Genomic DNA, 18,145 nt, shown 5'->3' on the forward strand with positions numbered 1-18,145 from the left:
TAATTGTAGAATTGGCGGGTGGGAACCAGGGGTAGGCCGGTAGTCGAGTTGGTGTTGACCGACGACGAACGTGAGACGTTGCAGCGGTGGGCCCGTCGATCGAAGTCCTCGCAGGCGTTGGCCCAACGTTGTCGGATCGTGTTGGGTTGCGCGGCAGGGAAATCCAACAAGGAAGTCGCCGCTGATGAAGGTGTGTGGCCGCAAACGGTCGGCAAATGGCGTGGACGGTTCCTGGAGGCGCGACTGGAGGGTCTGGCCGATGAGCCGCGTCCTGGTGCGCCGCGCAAGATCACCGACGAGGCGGTCGAGCAGCTGATCGTGGCCACGTTGGAGCGTCAACCCAAAGGCGCCACGCACTGGTCGCGGTCTTCGATGGCGGCTGAGACCGGGTTGTCGAAGTCAACGGTCGGACGGATCTGGAAGTCGTTCGGCCTCAAGCCGCATCAGGTGGACACCTTCAAGATCAGCAACGACCCGCAGTTCGTCGACAAGGTCCGTGACGTCGTGGGGTTGTATCTGGACCCGCCGGAGAAGGCACTGGTGCTCTGCGTCGATGAAAAATCGCAGATCCAGGCCTTGGATCGCAGCGCGCCGGTGCTGCCGATGATGCCCGGCATGCCCGAGCGCCGCACCCATGACTACGTGCGGCACGGAATCACCACCTTGTTCGCCGCCCTGGATGTGGCCACCGGCGAGGTCTACGGCTCGATTCACCGCCGGCACCGCGCGATCGAGTTCAAGAAGTTCTTGACCAAGTTGGACAACACCGTGCCCGCTGACCTGGACGTCCATCTGATCTGCGACAACTACTCGACGCACAAATCGCCGACAGTAACCAAATGGCTTGCCGCCCATCCCCGATTCCACATGCACTTCACCCCGACCTACTCGTCGTGGCTCAACCAGGTCGAGCGGTGGTTCGGGTTACTCACCGACCAGAAACTGCGCCGCGGCGTTCACCGCTCAATTCAGGCCCTCGAGAAGGACATTCGCGAGTGGATCGCAGACTGGAACGACAACCCCCGCCCGTTCAACTGGACGAAGACCGCCGACGAGATCTTCGAACGACTCGGTTCATATCTTCAACGAATTCCCGGCGCAGGACACTAGTGCGGGCTGATCCTGACCCCGATGACGGTCGCGGAGTGGTCTGGCGTTTGGCCACAGCCCCACGGCTTGGCCCGACAGCGGCCCGCAGGAAGGTCGAACGCACCGGTGCCCGATTAGAGGCCACCACCGACAGCCACAGAGACGACGGAGGACCGCATGATCACACATCAACACCTGACCGACCGACTGCCCAACGGATACGCGCTGGTATGTGTTACCGAATCTGGGACGTGGTGGTTGCTCGACCCAGACCAACTCGGAGTTACTGAGCCGGAATTCGGTGCCGAACTGGCGCAACCCCATGAAATCGGCGGATCACTGCCACCCGTTTACCGCGACCGGATCGCCAAGGCGTTCGCCAACCCGATGTGTCTGCGCCGACGTGCCGATGGTCAACGGTGCCGTAAACGCGTTGCTAGTGTCCTGCGCCGTAAATTAGTTGATTAATTGTAGAATTGGCGGGTGGGAACCAGGGGTAGGCCGGTAGTCGAGTTGGTGTTGACCGACGACGAACGTGAGACGTTGCAGCGGTGGGCCCGTCGATCGAAGTCCTCGCAGGCGTTGGCCCAACGTTGTCGGATCGTGTTGGGTTGCGCGGCAGGGAAATCCAACAAGGAAGTCGCCGCTGATGAAGGTGTGTGGCCGCAAACGGTCGGCAAATGGCGTGGACGGTTCCTGGAGGCGCGACTGGAGGGTCTGGCCGATGAGCCGCGTCCTGGTGCGCCGCGCAAGATCACCGACGAGGCGGTCGAGCAGCTGATCGTGGCCACGTTGGAGCGTCAACCCAAAGGCGCCACGCACTGGTCGCGGTCTTCGATGGCGGCTGAGACCGGGTTGTCGAAGTCAACGGTCGGACGGATCTGGAAGTCGTTCGGCCTCAAGCCGCATCAGGTGGACACCTTCAAGATCAGCAACGACCCGCAGTTCGTCGACAAGGTCCGTGACGTCGTGGGGTTGTATCTGGACCCGCCGGAGAAGGCACTGGTGCTCTGCGTCGATGAAAAATCGCAGATCCAGGCCTTGGATCGCAGCGCGCCGGTGCTGCCGATGATGCCCGGCATGCCCGAGCGCCGCACCCATGACTACGTGCGGCACGGAATCACCACCTTGTTCGCCGCCCTGGATGTGGCCACCGGCGAGGTCTACGGCTCGATTCACCGCCGGCACCGCGCGATCGAGTTCAAGAAGTTCTTGACCAAGTTGGACAACACCGTGCCCGCTGACCTGGACGTCCATCTGATCTGCGACAACTACTCGACGCACAAATCGCCGACAGTAACCAAATGGCTTGCCGCCCATCCCCGATTCCACATGCACTTCACCCCGACCTACTCGTCGTGGCTCAACCAGGTCGAGCGGTGGTTCGGGTTACTCACCGACCAGAAACTGCGCCGCGGCGTTCACCGCTCAATTCAGGCCCTCGAGAAGGACATTCGCGAGTGGATCGCAGACTGGAACGACAACCCCCGCCCGTTCAACTGGACGAAGACCGCCGACGAGATCTTCGAACGACTCGGTTCATATCTTCAACGAATTCCCGGCGCAGGACACTAGTCCAACGCAGCCATGCCGACACCACGGAGGCGCGCCATGTGCGTAACCGAGAACTGCGATGGAAAGCCGCACGCCCGCGGGTTGTGCAAGCGCTGCGTTGACAAGGGGCGCAGCCGGTCCGGTGCCGTTGTGGCCAACAGGAAGCCGCCCGCGTTGCCTGGGTGGATGGAACTGGTAGGCAGAATCCTGCGCGGCATACCAAGGTTCGGCGGCGTCGCTGCGTGTTCCCAAGTCGAGGCAACGCTATTCGACGGTGAGTCTGCCGAAGACGTCGCAATGGCGTTGTCGATCTGCGATACCTGTCAAGTCAAGGCCGAGTGCGTGGAATGGCTTGCTAGTCAACCGCGATCGGTACGACCCCGGGGTGTGATCGGGGGTGTCTATCGCAAAACCACTGGCGATAATGCGGCCTGACTGTCGATCAACGGTAAGATCAAAACCCAAGGTGTGCAGCATCTTTCATCCTAAGGGAGGTAGTTCAATGGGAATCTTGAACGTTTTTGACCCGCAACCGAGTGAGGGAGCCCGCGACGCAGGGCCACTAACCCCACTGGTACCGCCAGCGCCGACCTACGGCACACCTGCCGAGAAAGCCTGGCAGCGAGCCAAGTATGTCCGGGAACAGCACGGCAAGCATCTTGCTTCCGTTGTCGACTGGGAGAAGCGCGAGGAAGCGAAGCGACCCGTTACGGCGATGACTGACGCACAGCGCGAACTTCACACCCAAATCGACACAGCGTTGCGCCGAACTTTCGAGGAAACGGGCGCTGCAAAGGATCTTGAAAGCAGTGCCGCGGAAATGTCCGATCAACTCACGCAAGCGCAGGACCGCGTCAGGCAAGTGCGGGAGAGGATGACGACAGCCGGTGACGACACAGCATCCGAACTCCGCAACGGCCGCGCATGGGATCGGGTAGTCCGGACACTTGACGCCAAACCCGAAGGTGCCTTGGTCGCGGCGGCGACTGATGTGCTGATGAAAGCCAAGGTGAGCGAGTTGCCAGTTCTCGCTGACGAGATACCTCCTTACCTGGCGAGTCGCGGCGCACCAACTGAATTCGTTGACGATGTCCTTGCTCGGCGTGACCCGGAATACGCCGCCGCGGTCTGCGACGCCCGGCTTGCTGCAAAGCAAAAAGCTGTGGCCGACTGGAACACGGCGAAGCTACGCAAGGAAATTCAGGGTGGGTACCAATCTGAAGTGCCATTGGTCGACCCGACCAAGGTCACGGCGCAGGTATACCGCGGCTGACAACTCCGACGAAAAGGATTGGGGCTCTTCCGTTGTAGAGGATGGTCGCTGCCCCAAAGCGCGCCGGTCGTACGGGACCGCGCAGCGCGGACACGCACCCGGGGCCGAGGTTCTTTGCCGAAGCCGTGAGAGGTCCGGATCGGCCCGGGTGCGTTGTTCGCATCACAACGCGAAAGGGCGTCGAACGTGAACCAAACGCACGCCGAAATGTTCTACCGCGCCGGAATTGCACCGTGGGACATCGGCGAAGCGCAGCCCGTGATCCGCCAGCTTAGCATCACTTCCCGGTGTCATCACCGGAGATGTTCTAGACCCGGGGTGCGGATCAGGTTGGCACGCCATCGAGTATGCCCGGCATGGCTGCACGGTAACCGGCTACGAACTCGCGCCAACGGCAATCAACCGCGCGCGGATGAATGCGAAGAGGTCCGGTGTATCAGTAACTGTCGCTCAATGCGACGTCACCACGATGAGCGATGGTGGACAGCGCTTCGATACCGTCGTGGACTCGAAGTGCTACGACAACCTGCGGCCTGATCAGCGCCCTGCGTACGCGACCGAGCTGCACCAGGTGACCAGACCTGGCGCACGGCTTTACTTATTCGCTTTCGGACCCGGTGAGGTCAACGGCTATCACAATCATGATGTGAGCGACGTGGTCGACGTTCGGACCGTGCTGCCTGAATGCGGTTGGCGCATAAGCTATATCGGGACCACCATGTATCAGTTGCGAACGGACTACTGGCAGCCGCATTGCTCACAATGCCCTCCGGTTGTCCGCGGCGACCGATTGGCTATCCCCATGATTGAAGTCCACGCCGACCGGGTCGGATGATGACCCTGGCCGAAAGTGATACCCGCCCAAGACCACCCCAAGGGCCACAAGCGCGGGTATCAACGCCTATGCGTTCGGGGTCCGAAAGAATTCCCCGGCAACAAACGCGACTCAGATTGGCTGTTGCCGCGCAACTCCGTGTGACTGGCGAATTAACCCGGGACAACGGCGGAGCCATTCAGCACACGTCGACAACCGGCGAAAGCGTCGAATGTCGTTAGTGCTGCGCGGCAATTTCGCTGGGCAGGTTGGCCGCGCTCGGCCGCCCGGTCGGTCTACTGAATGGCTGAACGACCGAAAGAGGAGGTCAATCCGGTACGCGGCACGTCATCGTCGCGATTCGCGACGCACTGGACAGACACAGCCACGCTGGCTAAGCACAGGCTCGGCCGAGGTCCATTGCCCCAACAGCTACGGCATCGGTCCTGGCGCGGCCGACCTCACCCGCAACTGAACATGCCTGGCGCCCATCAGGTAACGACGACACACCCTCCGACAGCTCCGCTGAATCGTGGGTGGTTGCCATTCGCGGCACTCCGTATGCCCTGGTCGAGACCGGGGCCGGGGGGAGGCCCCCCACCCCTTTGGACGCCACCGGCCGACACTGCTGATTTGGACGGCTGATCGAACAAAACATTGGTACGCACGTACTAGAATGACCACATGACCAGCGGAAACAAACCGCAGGCGGGGCCGGAATTGGTTGCCGCGGTAGCCGCTGATGCGAGGGCCGCAGGGCTGGAGCTGGACGCCCGCGAGTCCGATCTACTGCAACGCGCCGGACGGGCCGCCGATGTCGTCGCGTCGCTGGAAACGATGCTGACCAAGACCGGGCGCACCTTCACTGATAAGGATGGCGTGGTTCGGCCGTCACCGCTGTTGGCCGAGGTTCGGCAGCAAACGCTGATCATTGCGCGGTGCCTGGGCGGTATCTCGCTGGAGCCTGGTAAGGCGGTCGACACTGCCAAGAGTCGGGCCGGTAAAGCGTCGTGGGCGGCGCGTAACGGCTCCGGAGAGTATCGCGGCGCTATACCTCGGACAGCGAGCTGATGGCCCGCCCGAAGCGACTACAGAGCGACTACGCGCACCTTCCCGGCCTGCGCGAGCATCTGCGCGAATCCTTCGCGCGTGACGCGGAGTGCGACCCGCGGTTGTATCTTCCGCCAACCGGTGAAGACCGCCAGGCGAGCAAGGTCGAAATGGCGCGACTTAGCGAGACCTCACGGGTGTCGCAATCGGCCCGCCGGATGCTGCGGATGCTGGACGACGGAGAGGCCGTCACCGTGCCGTCGTGGTACGTCGGCGGCAATTACTACCCCGGAGCACGCCAGATTCCGTGGATCGCGGACCGGAGCACTCCGTTTATCACCGTCGACCGGTTCGACCGAGTGACCCCGATGCCGCCATTCGGCCGGGCAATACCGGGGGTACGCACTACGTCACCTGACTGCTGAGCATTGTCGGTCGGGTGAAGCAGAATCGGTCCTATGGCCACCATCTTGAAGCCGAAGCCCGGTGAATCGCTGGCTGAACTGTGTCCCGGGATCGCCGAGGAGTGGCATCCGACTTTGAACGGCGAACTAACTGCTTACGACGTGCGGCTCGGTTGCAACGCTGAAGTGTGGTGGCTGTGCTCCACGTGTGGCCATGAATGGCAGAACAAGGTGTACGCCCGTGGGACGCAGGGCCGAGGATGCCCGCCGTGCGGCATCGCGCGTAGGACAGCATCGGCGGCGAAGCCCAAACCCGGTGAATCGCTTGCCGAAGCCGCTCCGCACGTAGCTGCCGAATGGCATCCCACGCTGAACGGCGACCTGACGCCGGCGCAGGTCCGAGTCGGCAGCGGCAAGATGGCTTGGTGGAAGTGCGCAAGATGCCAGCACGAATGGAAGACGACGATCTGTCGTCGAACGACCCAAGGCGGCACAGGTTGTCGGGAGTGCTGGCTGGTGCGCAAAGCGATCTTGCGGTCAACGCCGAAGCCCGGTCAGAGCTTTGGCGACCAATTCCCGGGGCCGGCAGCTGAGTGGCATCCGACCCGTAACGGCGACCTCACTCCTTGGCAAGTGAAACCGGGCAGCAACAGACGGGTTTGGTGGTTGTGTGGAGACGGTCACGAATGGGACGTGTCGCCTAGCAACCGCCGCAGGGGTGAGCGTTGTCCGACGTGCGCGGAATTGCAGCGGTCCATTACGAAGTCGACGCCCAAGGTGGGCCGGTCGCTTGCCGATGTGCGCCCGGATATCGCCGCCGAATGGCATCCGACGAAGAACGCGCCAACTACCGCGGCCGATGTCAACCCGGGCAGCAAGAAGCCTCGGTGGTGGCTGTGTGGGAAGTGCGCCTTATCGATATCGCACCAAGAGCCTGGCGAGCGAATGCCCAGACGTGGCAATGGAGTTCGACCCGAAAAAGAACAATGGAGTAAAGCCAGAGGAAGTGCATCCGGGTAGCAACACCAAGTTCATATGGACCTGTCGAGACTGTGGCCACGAATGGTCGTCGATGGTTTGGATTCGCAGTGCTGGACACGGTTGTCCCAAGTGCTCGCGGAAACGCGGTGCGGCAAAGCGGGCTCTACCACCACCCGGCGGATCGTTCGCTGACCTATTTCCTGTGCCCGCGGTCGAATGGCACCCCACGCGCAACGCCCCATTGACGGCTCACGACGTGCGCCCGGCTAGTGACAGGCTCGTTTGGTGGCAGTGCAAGCGCGGACATGAATGGCAGGCAAGGGTGGTCGATCGCCGGAAATTCGGACGGTGCCGGGAATGTCGCGCAGAGGGTCACCGCTAGGTCGACGACATTTTGCGACCGGGTGGCAGCCCACGGTTGTGGGCGTCGACGTCGCCCGGCCTCAGCTCCGGCAGGAATCGCAGGGCATTGGTTTGAGTGCGATATCCCATGAAAAGCGACCATGCTCGTTACTGCCATGCATCGCCATGCGAGGGTGCGTCGCACCCACGACCCGCGGGTCCTTCTGCACCAACGCAATCCGCGCATCTACGTCGGCGCTGACTTCTGCTGGAACTTCGAAGACCTCGGCCAGCAACAGGACGGCCCTGCCGTCGACCAACGTAAATCCTCCAATTGGCACCATTCCGCCCATGTTCACGGGCTGATCATGAACGCGAGAGAAGACAATATGCACGGCTATCGCCTTACCGACTGGGGCCGCGGGGACCCACACCAACTCTTTCGGAAACGTCTCCCGAAAGTCGCCCAGGTCTTGAGTGCGCATCCGAACGGAATAGCCGAGGGTCATTCGGCTATCGCCGTGCTCGGTCGCTTCCTGCCATTGGTCGAGAATTCTGTTTGGTTGGTCCGTGTACTTCTGCGCGAGTTCGGAATTCAGGAACTGGTGTCGCCAGTCTCCCGTCTCATGGAGGCTGATTTTCTGGGTATCGGCAATATCCCGTGCTGTGACGTAAACATCAAAAGTGTTGCGATTCGCCCAAACTCGCCAGACGGCGGAGTGGGACCCCGCTGGATCGCCAACGCAGAACCGGACGACTCCTCCAGGGCCACTCAGTACGACATCGTGTTGTTGGCCATCAGCGGTCCAGAGACTCAGAGTCATAGGCTTTTTCGCGTCGCCGTCCTTGTTCTGTACTTGATCGCTCACAGCGGACCCCATGGTCCCTTTTCTGGGCAGTAGGCCCGAATGCCGTCCGCGACAAGGTTGCCCGCCTGATCGGCGGACAGCCCACGAGCACGTAGCCCGATGATGAAACCGGTCATCCCGATACCGCCGTAGTTGTCACATGCTGAATGACCGTCGGCCACGAGCTGGCCAGGATCGCCCTGTATTCCGTTGGCCTGCAACGCGGCAAGGAATTTGGCATCAGGGGTATCCGCGTGAGCCAGCGGGGTGGCGCATACTAGCGCGAGCACGATACCGGCCGCTGCTTCGCGGGTCATGACGTCACCACCCGGAGCCGTGGGCGCCCCGGAGGTATGTCATTCGACGGCTGCACCAGGTGGCCAGCGGCTGCGTCTATCAAGGCAATGGCCGCTTGGAGTAGTTCGGCTGGCCATGTCTCCATCGGGTAGGCGTCGAGCTTGTCGGCCAGCTCGGCGCGCAGGTACTCAACCGGTGGCGCCGGGGTGTTGATCGTTGTCATGTTCGCCAGTGTGCGACTGACTCGGCGCGTTGGGTAGACCATTCCCAATCTTGGATATTGGCCAAGCGCCAAGGCGGCCTGACGCGCGTTGCAGTGGCTCGCCAATTTGTCGGTCAGCAACCAGCAGAATTACTGTCAGACCTGGTCAAACTCGGCTGAGCTGGCGTAGTCTCAATCGCTATGAAGACTTTGCTGGCAATGGCTGTTGCTGGCGCGGCGGTTGTGTTGGCCGCACCGGCTCATGCCGATGACGATGACGCGATATTCCTCCAGGTGATTCACCACTACGGGATTACGTTTCCCACCAATGCGAGCGCGGTGAGCGCTGCCCGGTTCGTGTGCAGCCAGATCGACTCTGGCTGGACCCCGGCCGAGGTCTCGATGAAGGTGTACAACATCACCAACAAGACGGTTACCGCGGATGACGCCGGGTACTTTGTGGGCGCGTCTGTGGCGGCCTACTGCCCGGAGTATAAGGACCAGCTCTAGCTCGCTTGCGCCTTGGTCTAGCGAGTGAAAGTGACGCGCGTGCTCGGCCTGGTGAAGCAGAATCGGTGCTGTGGCCGCCATCTTGAAGCCGAAACCCGGCGAGTCACTGGCTGATCTGCGACCCGATGTTGCAGCGGAGTGGCACCCGACGCTGAATGGTGGTCTGACCGCGTACGACGTGCGGCCTGGATGCAATGCCGACGTGTGGTGGCGGTGCTCGACTTGCGGGCACGAGTGGAAGAACAAGGTGTACAAGCGTGGGACGGCGGGCAGGGGGTGCCCACCGTGCGGGATAGCGCGGCGTGCTGCTGCGGCGGCGAAGCCCAGGCCGGGAGAATCGCTTGCCGAGGCGGCGCCTGACGTCGCCGCCGAATGGCACCCCACACTCAATGATGGCCTGACGCCAGCGGAGGTACGAGTCGGCAGCGGACGGGCCGTCTGGTGGAAATGTTCGCGCTGCCAACACGAATGGCAAGCTGCTGTTAACAAGCGCAGCCAGGTCGGCATCGGCTGCCACAAATGCGCGGTCGCACACCGCGCCGTCTTGCGATCAACCCCTAAGCGCGGCAACAGTTTTGCCGATAGATTCCCCGAAGCGGCGGCCGAGTGGCATCCCACAAAGAACGGCCACCTGACTGCACACGATGTTCGGCCAGCGAGCAGCAAACGGGTTTGGTGGCTATGCAGTGAGGGGCACGAGTGGACCGTATCGCCGAGCAACCGCCAACGAGGGGAGCAGTGCCCCGAATGCGACGAGGCCAGACGTGCAATCGCGAAATCAACGCCCAAGGCGGGCCGGTCGCTGGCTGACCTGTACCCCGATGTCGCTGTGGAGTGGCACCCCACAAAGAATGCGCCGCTAACGGCGGCCGACGTGAATCCTGGCGCCAGACAACACAGGTGGTGGCAGTGCAGGGCGGCCGGGCATGTGTGGGCCGCGCCGCCTTACAAGCGTGTGGACCGTGGCGACGGTTGCCCGGAATGTTCGACCATCGGTGTTTCGGCGCGCCAGCTTAGGCTTGAATACGAATTGGCCGCGGCTGGACTGGCTGTTGCACATGGCCATCCTCCAATACCTGTGAAGCACCGGCGGCCGGTCCGGGCTGACATCGTTATACCCAGTCTCGGCATAGTCGTGGAATACGACGGTGTGCGATTCCATGCCGACCTGGACCGCCGAGACCGAGCACAAACCGACGCGCTCAATGCGGCAGGTTGGACGGTTCTACGTGTCCGCGAACTGCCGTTGCACAGCGTTGGCGGGTATGAGGTCTTCGTATCGCCCACCGAGCCGATAAAGACAGTGACCGTGAAGGTGTTGCAGGAGCTAGCGGAAATCGGTTGCGTGGCAGAACGATTCGATGACTACTTGCGCGATCTGCAAGTGTGGGCTGAAGCCGCCGCCAATCAAGCAATATACAGGCACCGCGCGGTTAGTCTCGCGACCGAGTTTCCGGCAATCGCCGCGGAGTTGGACCCTGCTAAGAACGACGGCATCACTGCCGACCGCATCCACCCTGGCAGCAAGACGAAATTTGTGTGGACGTGCTCGGAATGCTCCAACGAATGGCGGTCGCAGGTAGGTATTCGCACCCGTGGCAGCGGATGCCCGCGATGCGGTTACCGGACGGTGGCGCGTAAGCGGTCAGCACCGCAGGCAGGCGAGTCGTTCGCTGACCTGTTTCCCGATGCGGCGAGAGAATGGCACCCGACTAGGAACGGTGAGCTGACGCCGGACCAACTGCGCCCGGCAAGCGGTGTGCGCGCGTGGTGGCTGTGCTCACGGGGACACGAGTGGCGAGCCGTGGTTGCAACTCGCAGAAGCAGCGGGTGCCCAGAGTGCTACGGCGCGCGCCGAGCCCATCGGGACTAGATCAAGGCCACCAACCGCGCGCCATTGGGGCACCGAGACAGTCATCGCTGAAGGCCAATTGCACGAATCTCGCACGGACCTGCATACACGCTGGTCAGGAAGTGCCCCCGGCAGGATTCGAACCTGCGGCCTTCTGCTCCGGAGGCAGACGCTCTATCCCCTGAGCTACGGGGGCGCTTGATGCTGGCGAGCCAGCGGCGCCGTTGGGCGATCACAGACTAGCGCATCGGTGGCCCGCCTCCCGAATCGGTGCGGACTGCCTACCGACCAGCAGGTGACCGATGACAAGCCTGAGCAGCTCAGCCCATAGGATGGACCCCCGTGACCCCCGCCGATCTGGCTGAACTGCTCAAGAACACCGCCGCCGTGGTCCTGGTCGAACACGACCTGGACATCGCCGCGCTGCCCGAAACAGTGGCCATCGAGCGTCCGCGCAACCCCGAGCACGGTGATTACGCGACCAACCTGGCGCTGCAGCTGGGCAAGAAGGTCGGCGTCAACCCGCGTGACCTGGCCGAATGGCTCGCAGAGCGGCTGAACGACGCCGACGGTATCGCTGACGCCACCGTTGCCGGTCCGGGCTTCGTGAACCTGCGCATCGAGGCGTCCGCGCAGAGCGTCGTCATTCTCAACGTGTTGGGCGCCGGCGACCGCTACGGCACCTCCGAGGAGCTCAAGGGCCGCCACATCAACCTGGAGTTCGTCTCGGCGAACCCGACCGGACCCATCCACATCGGCGGCACCCGCTGGGCCGCCGTCGGTGACGCGCTGGGCCGCCTGCTGGCCACGCAGGACGCCACCGTCGTCCGCGAGTACTACTTCAACGACCACGGCGGGCAGATCGACCGCTTCGCCCGCTCGCTGGTCGCGGCGGCCAAGGGCGAGCCGGCCCCGGAGGACGGCTACGGCGGCGACTACATCAAGGACATCGCCGCCGACGTCGTGGCCAAGCGGCCGGACGCGCTGAGCCTGCCGGCCGACGAGTGTCAGGAAGTCTTCCGCGAGCTCGGCGTGGACCTGATGTTCGGCCAGATCAAGCAGTCGCTGCACGACTTCGGCACGGACTTCGACGTCTACACCCACGAAGACTCGATGCACACCTCGGGCCGGGTGCAACAGGCCATCGACAAGCTGCGTGACAACGGCTCGATCTACGAGCAGGACGGCGCAATCTGGTTGCGCACCACCGACTTCGGTGACGACAAGGACCGCGTCGTCATCAAGAGCGACGGCAACCCGGCGTACGTCGCCGGTGACATCGCGTACTACCTGGACAAGCGCCAGCGCGGTTTCGACCTGTGCATCTACATGCTCGGCGCCGACCATCACGGCTACATCGGCCGTCTCAAGGCCGTCGCCGCCGCGCTCGGCGAGGACCCGGCCACCGTCGAGGTGCTGATCGGCCAGATGGTCAACCTGCTCAAGGACGGCCAGCCGATGCGCATGAGCAAGCGCGCCGGCACCGTGATCACCCTCGAGGACCTGGTCGACGCCATCGGCGTGGACGCGGCGCGCTACGTGCTGATCCGGTCGTCGGTGAACAGCCCGATCGACATCGATCTGGGGTTGTGGGCCAGCGCGTCCAACGAAAACCCGGTCTACTACGTGCAATACGCGCACGCGCGGCTGTCGGCCCTGGCGCGCAACGCGGCCGACCTCGGCCTGCAGTCCGACCTCGGGCACCTCGACCTGCTCAGCCACGATCGCGAAGCCACGCTGATGCGCACCATCGGCGAGTTTCCGCGGGTCCTCAAAACCGCTGCGGCCCTTCGGGAACCGCACCGTGTGTGCCGGTACCTGGAAGACCTGGCCGGTGACTACCACCGGTTCTACGACTCCTGCCGCGTGCTTCCGATGGGCGACGAAGAGCACAGCGACCTGCACCGGGCGCGCCTGGCGCTGTGCGCGGCCACCCGCCAGGTCATCGCCAACGGTCTGCAGATCCTCGGCGTGAGCGCCCCGGAGCGGATGTGAGCGGGCAGCCGACCGGCAACGTGGTGCCGGAGAAGCCGCAAACCCCCGACGAGGTCAACCTGTTGGCCCCGAATGTCTGGCCGCGCAACCTGACTCGGGGTGCCGACGGTCAGGTCAGCATCGCCGGTGTGACGGTCGGTGCACTGGCCGAGCAGTTCGGCACGCCGCTGTTCGTCATCGACGAGGACGACTTCCGCTCGCGGTGCCGCGAGATCGCCGACGCCTTCGGTGGCGGCGAGCACGTGCACTACGCCGGAAAAGCCTTCCTGTGTGCCGAGATCGCGCGCTGGGTCGCGCAGGAGGGCCTGTGCCTCGACGTCGCCACCGGCGGCGAACTGGCCGTGGCCCTGCACGCCGACTTCCCGGCCGAGCGAATCACGGTGCACGGCAACAACAAATCGGTCTCTGAGCTGAAGGCCGCGGTCGCGGCCGGCGTCGGGCACATCGTGCTGGACTCCGAGATCGAGATCGAACGCCTGGAGGCCATCGCCGGCGCGGCCGGTGTGGTGCAGGACGTCCTGGTCCGTGTGACCCCGGGCGTCGAGGCGCACACCCACGAGTTCATCTCCACCGCCCACGAGGACCAGAAGTTCGGTCTCTCGCTGGCCAGCGGCGCGGCGATGGACGCGGTGCGCAAGGTCTTCGCCACCGACAACCTGCGGCTTGTCGGCCTGCACTGCCACGTCGGCTCGCAGATCTTCGATGTCGCCGGGTTCGAGATCGCCGCCCACCGCGTCATCGGCCTGCTGCGCGACGTCGTCGCCGAATTCGGTGTCGAGAAGACGGCGCAGATGTCTGTCATGGATCTCGGTGGGGGACTGGGCATCTCGTACCTGCCCAGCGACGACCCGCCGCCGATGAAGGAACTGGCCGACAAGCTCAAGGCCATCGTCAAGGCTGAGTCCGAGGCCGTCGGCCTGCCCACGCCCAAGCTCGTCGTGGAACCCGGCCGCGCGATCGCGGGCCCTGGCACCATCACGCTGTACGAGGTCGGCACCGTGAAAGACGTTGCCGTTTCGGCCGACAAGTACCGGCGCTACGTCAGCGTCGACGGCGGCATGAGCGACAACATCCGGCCGTCGCTGTACGACGCCCAGTACGACGCCCGGCTGGTGTCGCGCGCCAGCGACGCCCCCGCGACGCTGGCCCGGATCGTCGGAAAGCACTGCGAGACCGGCGACATCATCGTCCGGGACACCTGGGTGGCCAGTGACGTGGGTCCTGGCGACCTGATCGCGGTCGCCGCCACCGGCGCCTACTGCTATTCGATGTCCAGCCGGTACAACCTGCTGACCCGTCCCGCCGTCGTCGCGGTGAAGGACGGCAACGCGCGCCTGATCTTGCGTCGGGAGACCGTCGAAGACCTGTTGAGCCTGGAGGTGAGTGGTCAATGAGTGAAAAGCCAATCGGCGTAGCAGTTCTCGGACTCGGGAACGTCGGGACCGAGGTGGTCCGGATCATCGAGAACAGCGCTGACGACTTGGCCGCTCGCATCGGTGCGCCCCTGGAGCTGCGCGGTGTCGGTGTCCGCAAGGTCGCCAAGGGCCGCGGCGTGCCTGTCGACATGCTCACCGACGACATCGAGGCCCTGGTCTCGCGCGACGACGTCGACATCGTCATCGAGCTCATGGGCCCCGTCGAGCCGGCCCGCAAGGCCATCATGGCCGCGCTTGAGCAGGGCAAGTCCGTGGTCACCGCCAACAAGGCGCTGATGGCGCAGTCCACCGGCGAACTCGCCCAGGCCGCCGAAAAGGCGCGTGTAGACCTGTATTTCGAGGCTGCCGTGGCCGGTGCGATCCCGGTGATCCGTCCGCTGACGCAGTCACTGGCGGGTGACGTCGTGCTGCGGGTCGCGGGCATCGTCAACGGCACCACCAACTACATCCTGTCGGCGATGAGCGAGACCGGCGCCGACTACGCCGACGCACTCGCCGAAGCCGGCGTGCTGGGCTACGCCGAGGCCGACCCCACCGCCGACGTCGAGGGCTACGACGCCGCTGCCAAGGCCGCCATCCTGGCGTCCATCGCGTTCCACACCCGGGTCACCGCCGACGACGTCTACCGCGAGGGCATGACGAAGGTCAGTGCCGCCGACTTCGAGTCCGCCAAGGCGCTGGGCTGCACCATCAAGTTGCTCGCCATCTGCGAGCGGCTGACCACCGGTAAAGGCAAGCAACGGGTTTCGGCCCGCGTCTACCCGGCGCTGGTGCCGCTGGACCACCCCCTGGCCTCCGTCAACGGCGCATTCAACGCGGTCTTCGTGGAGGCCGAGGCCGCCGGCGAGCTGATGTTCTACGGCCGCGGCGCCGGTGGGGCACCGACCGCGTCCGCCGTCATGGGTGACGTCGTCATGGCCGCGCGCAACCGCGTGCAGGGCGGCCGCGGTCCGCGGGAGTCGAAGTACGCCAAGCTGCCGATCGCCTCGATCGGCGCCATCGAGACCCGCTACTACGTCAGCATGAACGTGGCGGACAAGCCCGGTGTGTTGTCTTCTGTCGCAGCCGAATTCGGCAAGCGCGAGGTCAGCATCGCCGAGGTCCGCCAGGAGGGCATGGAGGACGAGTCGGGTCAGCGCAGCGGCGCCCGCATTGTCGTCGTCACCCACCGGGCCACCGATGAAGCGCTTTCGGAAACCGTTGCGGCCCTTGCCGATCACGAAGCAGTGCAGAGCATCAACAGTGTGCTGCGCATGGAAGGAACCAGTAAGTAATGAGCGTGCACAAGCCGTGGCCCGGCCTGATCGAGGCCTACCGGGATCGTCTGCCCGGCACCGAGAACTGGACGCCGGTCACCCTGCTCGAGGGTGGCACCCCGCTCATCCACGCCAAGCGGCTGAGCGAACAGACCGGCTGCACAGTGCATTTGAAGGTCGAGGGACTGAACCCGACCGGCTCGTTCAAGGACCGTGGCATGACCATGGCCGTGAGTGATGCCGTCGCCCGTGGCCAGAAGGCCGTGCTGTGTGCGTCCACCGGCAACACCTCGGCGTCGGCGGCCGCCTACGCGGCGCGCGCCGGTATCACCTGCGCGGTGCTGATCCCGCAGGGCAAGATCGCGATGGGCAAGCTGGCGCAGGCAGTCATGCACGGCGCCAAGATCATTCAGGTGGACGGCAACTTCGACGACTGTCTGGAGCTGGCCCGCAAGCTGACCGCCGACTACCCGACCATCGCCCTGGTCAACTCCGTCAACCCGGTCCGCATCGAGGGGCAGAAGACCGCCGCGTTCGAGATCGTCGACGCCCTCGGCACCGCCCCTGACGTGCACTCGCTGCCCGTCGGCAACGCCGGCAACATCACCGCCTACTGGCGCGGCTACAGCGAGTACCACCGCGACGGCGTGTCCGACCGGCTGCCCCGCATGCTCGGCACGCAGGCCGCCGGTGCGGCGCCGCTGGTGCTCGGCGAGCCCGTCAAGAACCCCGAGACCATCGCCACCGCGATCCGGATCGGTTCGCCGGCTTCGTGGGACGGCGCCGTTGCGGCACGGGAGCAGTCGGACGGTCGCTTCCTCGCTGCCACCGACGAAGAGATCCTGGCCGCGTACCACCTCGTCGCCAAGGCCGAAGGCGTGTTCGTCGAGCCGGCCTCGGCCGCCAGCATCGCCGGTCTGCTCAAGTCCATCGAGGACGGCTGGGTCAAGCCCGGCTCGACCGTGGTCTGCACCGTCACCGGCAACGGCCTCAAGGACCCCGACAACGCCCTCAAGGGCATGCCCGAGGTCAAGGCCATCCCGGTCGACCCGACCGCCGTGGTCGAACAGCTCGGACTGGTCTGACGCAGTGACCGAAAACCTGCCCGCCGGCCTGCTCGCCACCGCCGTCGTCCCCGCCTCGAGCGCCAATCTCGGCCCCGGCTTCGACAGCCTGGGCCTGGCGTTGAGCCTGTACGACGAAATTCAGGCTGAGACAACCGAATCCGGCCTCGTCATCGAGGTGACGGGGGAGGGGGCCGGGCAGGTTCCGGACGACGAGTCCCATCTGGTCGTGCGGGCGATCCGGCGTGGCCTGGCTGCCGGCGGCGTTTCGGTTTCCGGCCTGAACATCAAGTGCCGCAACGTCATTCCGCATTCACGCGGCCTCGGCTCATCGGCCGCCGCAGTGGTGGGCGGTTTGGCGGTGGCCAATGGCCTTATCGCCCAATCTGGTTCGCAGCCGCTGACGCTCGATCAGCTGGTCCAGCTGTCGTCGGAGTTCGAGGGACATCCGGACAACGCTTCGGCCGCCGTGCTGGGCGGTGCCGTGGTGTCCTGGACCGAGCCCGGCCCGGTGTACGCGGCCGCGCCGCTGGCGCTGCATCCCGACATCCACCTGTTCCCGGCGATTCCGCAGGTGCGGTCGTCGACCGCCGAGACCCGGGCGGTGCTTCCCGAGCAGATCGCCCACAAGGACGCTACGTTCAACGTCAGCCGGGCCGCGCTCCTGGTGGTGGCGCTCACGCAGCGTCCGGATTTGCTGATGGCGGCCACCGAAGACGTGATGCACCAGCCGCAGCGCGCGGCGGCGATGCCGGCCTCGGCGGAATATCTGGCGATGCTCCGGCGTTCTGGGGTGGCAGCAGTGCTTTCTGGTGCTGGACCTGCGGTTATCGCATTCAGCACCGAGCCCGAACTACCGGCCGAAGTCCTCGAATTCGGTGCGGCCAACGGTTTCGCCGTCGAGAAGATGGCGGTGGGCCAAGGGGTTCGCTGGACCGTCGGTGCCGGCGTTTAGCGGAGAGCACACGCCGAGTGGCAATTCTTGCTTCATTGTCGGATGAGAGATATTCTCGCAGCGTCCAGCAATCGCAGGCTCTAGTACCTGCGCCTACGGTAGGACGACCACTCTTCTCTTTGATGTTCAACTCGTGGACTGATGGTTCGCCGCACGGCGACAAATCCTGGTGTCTGGCTGTTGCAGTGCCTCGGCCGACCCGGCATTTGACGAATGCGGTTCG

The 18,145-nt window shown here is 64.3% G+C and carries 20 protein-coding genes and 1 tRNA gene; 17 read left to right on the forward strand and 4 right to left on the reverse strand.

All coding sequences use genetic code 11. The annotated features are described in order from the left end of the window. The first annotated feature begins 18 nt into the window (after nucleotides 1-18). From ACZ5IQ_RS06910 to ACZ5IQ_RS06955, 10 genes are all read left to right on the forward strand, one after another. Nucleotides 19-1,110 (forward strand): IS630 family transposase, encoded by a 1,092-nt coding sequence (locus ACZ5IQ_RS06910; protein WP_036429724.1) that lies wholly within the window; start codon nucleotides 19-21, stop codon nucleotides 1,108-1,110. A 156-nt stretch (nucleotides 1,111-1,266) separates the two neighbouring features. Next, the gene (locus ACZ5IQ_RS06915) at nucleotides 1,267-1,557 is read left to right on the forward strand and encodes a hypothetical protein (protein WP_464481015.1); all 291 of its coding nucleotides are present in this window, start codon (nucleotides 1,267-1,269) and stop codon (nucleotides 1,555-1,557) included. 15 nt (nucleotides 1,558-1,572) lie between these two features. Beyond that, on the forward strand, nucleotides 1,573-2,664 hold the full coding sequence (locus ACZ5IQ_RS06920; RefSeq protein WP_036429724.1) for an IS630 family transposase: 1,092 nt from the start codon (nucleotides 1,573-1,575) through the stop codon (nucleotides 2,662-2,664). Nucleotides 2,665-2,829: 165 nt separating this feature from the next. Further along, a complete protein-coding gene (locus ACZ5IQ_RS06925) occupies nucleotides 2,830-3,078 on the forward strand; it encodes a WhiB family transcriptional regulator (protein ID WP_212812523.1) in 249 nt (82 codons plus the stop codon). Nucleotides 3,079-3,145: 67 nt separating this feature from the next. Continuing rightward, complete coding sequence (locus ACZ5IQ_RS06930; RefSeq protein WP_212812522.1) at nucleotides 3,146-3,916, forward strand: hypothetical protein; 771 nt, start codon at nucleotides 3,146-3,148, stop codon at nucleotides 3,914-3,916. A gap of 340 nt (nucleotides 3,917-4,256) precedes the next feature. Further along, nucleotides 4,257-4,751 carry a class I SAM-dependent methyltransferase gene (locus tag ACZ5IQ_RS06935; protein ID WP_464481438.1) on the forward strand — a complete coding sequence of 165 codons (495 nt, stop codon included), beginning with the start codon at nucleotides 4,257-4,259 and terminating at the stop codon, nucleotides 4,749-4,751. A gap of 663 nt (nucleotides 4,752-5,414) precedes the next feature. Beyond that, the gene (locus ACZ5IQ_RS06940) at nucleotides 5,415-5,801 is read left to right on the forward strand and encodes a hypothetical protein (protein WP_212812521.1); all 387 of its coding nucleotides are present in this window, start codon (nucleotides 5,415-5,417) and stop codon (nucleotides 5,799-5,801) included. Continuing rightward, on the forward strand, nucleotides 5,801-6,205 hold the full coding sequence (locus ACZ5IQ_RS06945; RefSeq protein ID WP_212812520.1) for a hypothetical protein: 405 nt from the start codon (nucleotides 5,801-5,803) through the stop codon (nucleotides 6,203-6,205). The genes ACZ5IQ_RS06940 and ACZ5IQ_RS06945 overlap by 1 nt, the downstream gene beginning before the upstream one ends. A 33-nt stretch (nucleotides 6,206-6,238) precedes the next feature. Further along, a complete protein-coding gene (locus tag ACZ5IQ_RS06950; protein ID WP_464481016.1) occupies nucleotides 6,239-7,204 on the forward strand; it encodes a zinc-ribbon domain-containing protein in 966 nt (321 codons plus the stop codon). Continuing rightward, nucleotides 7,146-7,547, forward strand: coding sequence for a zinc-ribbon domain-containing protein (locus ACZ5IQ_RS06955; RefSeq protein ID WP_212812517.1), 402 nt, complete (start codon nucleotides 7,146-7,148; stop codon nucleotides 7,545-7,547). The genes ACZ5IQ_RS06950 and ACZ5IQ_RS06955 overlap by 59 nt, the downstream gene beginning before the upstream one ends. 61 nt (nucleotides 7,548-7,608) lie before the next feature. Here the strand turns inward: ACZ5IQ_RS06955 and ACZ5IQ_RS06960 are convergent, their stop codons facing one another. The 3 genes from ACZ5IQ_RS06960 to ACZ5IQ_RS06970 are packed head-to-tail and all read right to left on the reverse strand — an operon-like array spanning nucleotide 7,609 to nucleotide 8,875. After that, on the reverse strand, nucleotides 7,609-8,376 hold the full coding sequence (locus tag ACZ5IQ_RS06960) for a hypothetical protein (protein ID WP_212812516.1): 768 nt from the start codon (nucleotides 8,374-8,376) through the stop codon (nucleotides 7,609-7,611). Continuing rightward, nucleotides 8,373-8,672, reverse strand: coding sequence for a DUF732 domain-containing protein (locus ACZ5IQ_RS06965; protein ID WP_212812515.1), 300 nt, complete (start codon nucleotides 8,670-8,672; stop codon nucleotides 8,373-8,375). Before ACZ5IQ_RS06965 ends, ACZ5IQ_RS06960 begins: the two co-directional genes overlap by 4 nt. Then, entirely contained in the window at nucleotides 8,669-8,875 is a 207-nt protein-coding gene (locus ACZ5IQ_RS06970; protein WP_212812514.1) for a hypothetical protein, read from the reverse strand. The genes ACZ5IQ_RS06965 and ACZ5IQ_RS06970 overlap by 4 nt, the downstream gene beginning before the upstream one ends. A gap of 180 nt (nucleotides 8,876-9,055) precedes the next feature. Between ACZ5IQ_RS06970 and ACZ5IQ_RS06975 the strand changes: the two genes are divergently transcribed. Together ACZ5IQ_RS06975 and ACZ5IQ_RS06980 are read left to right on the forward strand one after the other, a co-directional pair. Further along, nucleotides 9,056-9,364: a DUF732 domain-containing protein gene (locus ACZ5IQ_RS06975; protein WP_212812513.1), complete on the forward strand. Its 309-nt coding sequence runs from the start codon at nucleotides 9,056-9,058 to the stop codon at nucleotides 9,362-9,364. Between the two features lie 70 nt (nucleotides 9,365-9,434). Continuing rightward, on the forward strand, nucleotides 9,435-11,237 hold the full coding sequence (locus ACZ5IQ_RS06980) for a zinc-ribbon domain-containing protein (protein ID WP_212812512.1): 1,803 nt from the start codon (nucleotides 9,435-9,437) through the stop codon (nucleotides 11,235-11,237). 102 nt (nucleotides 11,238-11,339) lie between these two features. On the opposite strand, the gene ACZ5IQ_RS06985 is transcribed toward ACZ5IQ_RS06980, so the two are convergent. Next, nucleotides 11,340-11,412 (reverse strand) — tRNA-Arg (locus tag ACZ5IQ_RS06985). 146 nt (nucleotides 11,413-11,558) lie between these two features. On the opposite strand from ACZ5IQ_RS06985, the gene argS reads away from it, so the two are divergent. Genes argS through thrB form a run of 5 tightly spaced genes read left to right on the forward strand, consistent with a single transcriptional unit; the run spans nucleotide 11,559 to nucleotide 17,922 of the window. Continuing rightward, on the forward strand, nucleotides 11,559-13,211 hold the full coding sequence (gene argS, locus ACZ5IQ_RS06990; protein ID WP_212812511.1) for an arginine--tRNA ligase: 1,653 nt from the start codon (nucleotides 11,559-11,561) through the stop codon (nucleotides 13,209-13,211). Between the two features lie 23 nt (nucleotides 13,212-13,234). Next, on the forward strand, nucleotides 13,235-14,605 hold the full coding sequence (gene lysA, locus ACZ5IQ_RS06995; protein ID WP_406776224.1) for a diaminopimelate decarboxylase: 1,371 nt from the start codon (nucleotides 13,235-13,237) through the stop codon (nucleotides 14,603-14,605). Next, on the forward strand, nucleotides 14,602-15,921 hold the full coding sequence (locus ACZ5IQ_RS07000; protein WP_212812509.1) for a homoserine dehydrogenase: 1,320 nt from the start codon (nucleotides 14,602-14,604) through the stop codon (nucleotides 15,919-15,921). The genes lysA and ACZ5IQ_RS07000 overlap by 4 nt, the downstream gene beginning before the upstream one ends. Continuing rightward, entirely contained in the window at nucleotides 15,921-16,988 is a 1,068-nt protein-coding gene (gene thrC, locus ACZ5IQ_RS07005) for a threonine synthase (RefSeq protein ID WP_346416893.1), read from the forward strand. The genes ACZ5IQ_RS07000 and thrC overlap by 1 nt, the downstream gene beginning before the upstream one ends. Before the next feature lie 4 nt (nucleotides 16,989-16,992). Continuing rightward, nucleotides 16,993-17,922, forward strand: a complete 930-nt coding sequence (gene thrB / locus ACZ5IQ_RS07010; protein ID WP_464481017.1) for a homoserine kinase — start codon at nucleotides 16,993-16,995, stop codon at nucleotides 17,920-17,922. The last annotated feature ends 223 nt before the right edge of the window (nucleotides 17,923-18,145 follow it).

The organism is Mycobacterium toneyamaense (assembly GCF_055384815.1).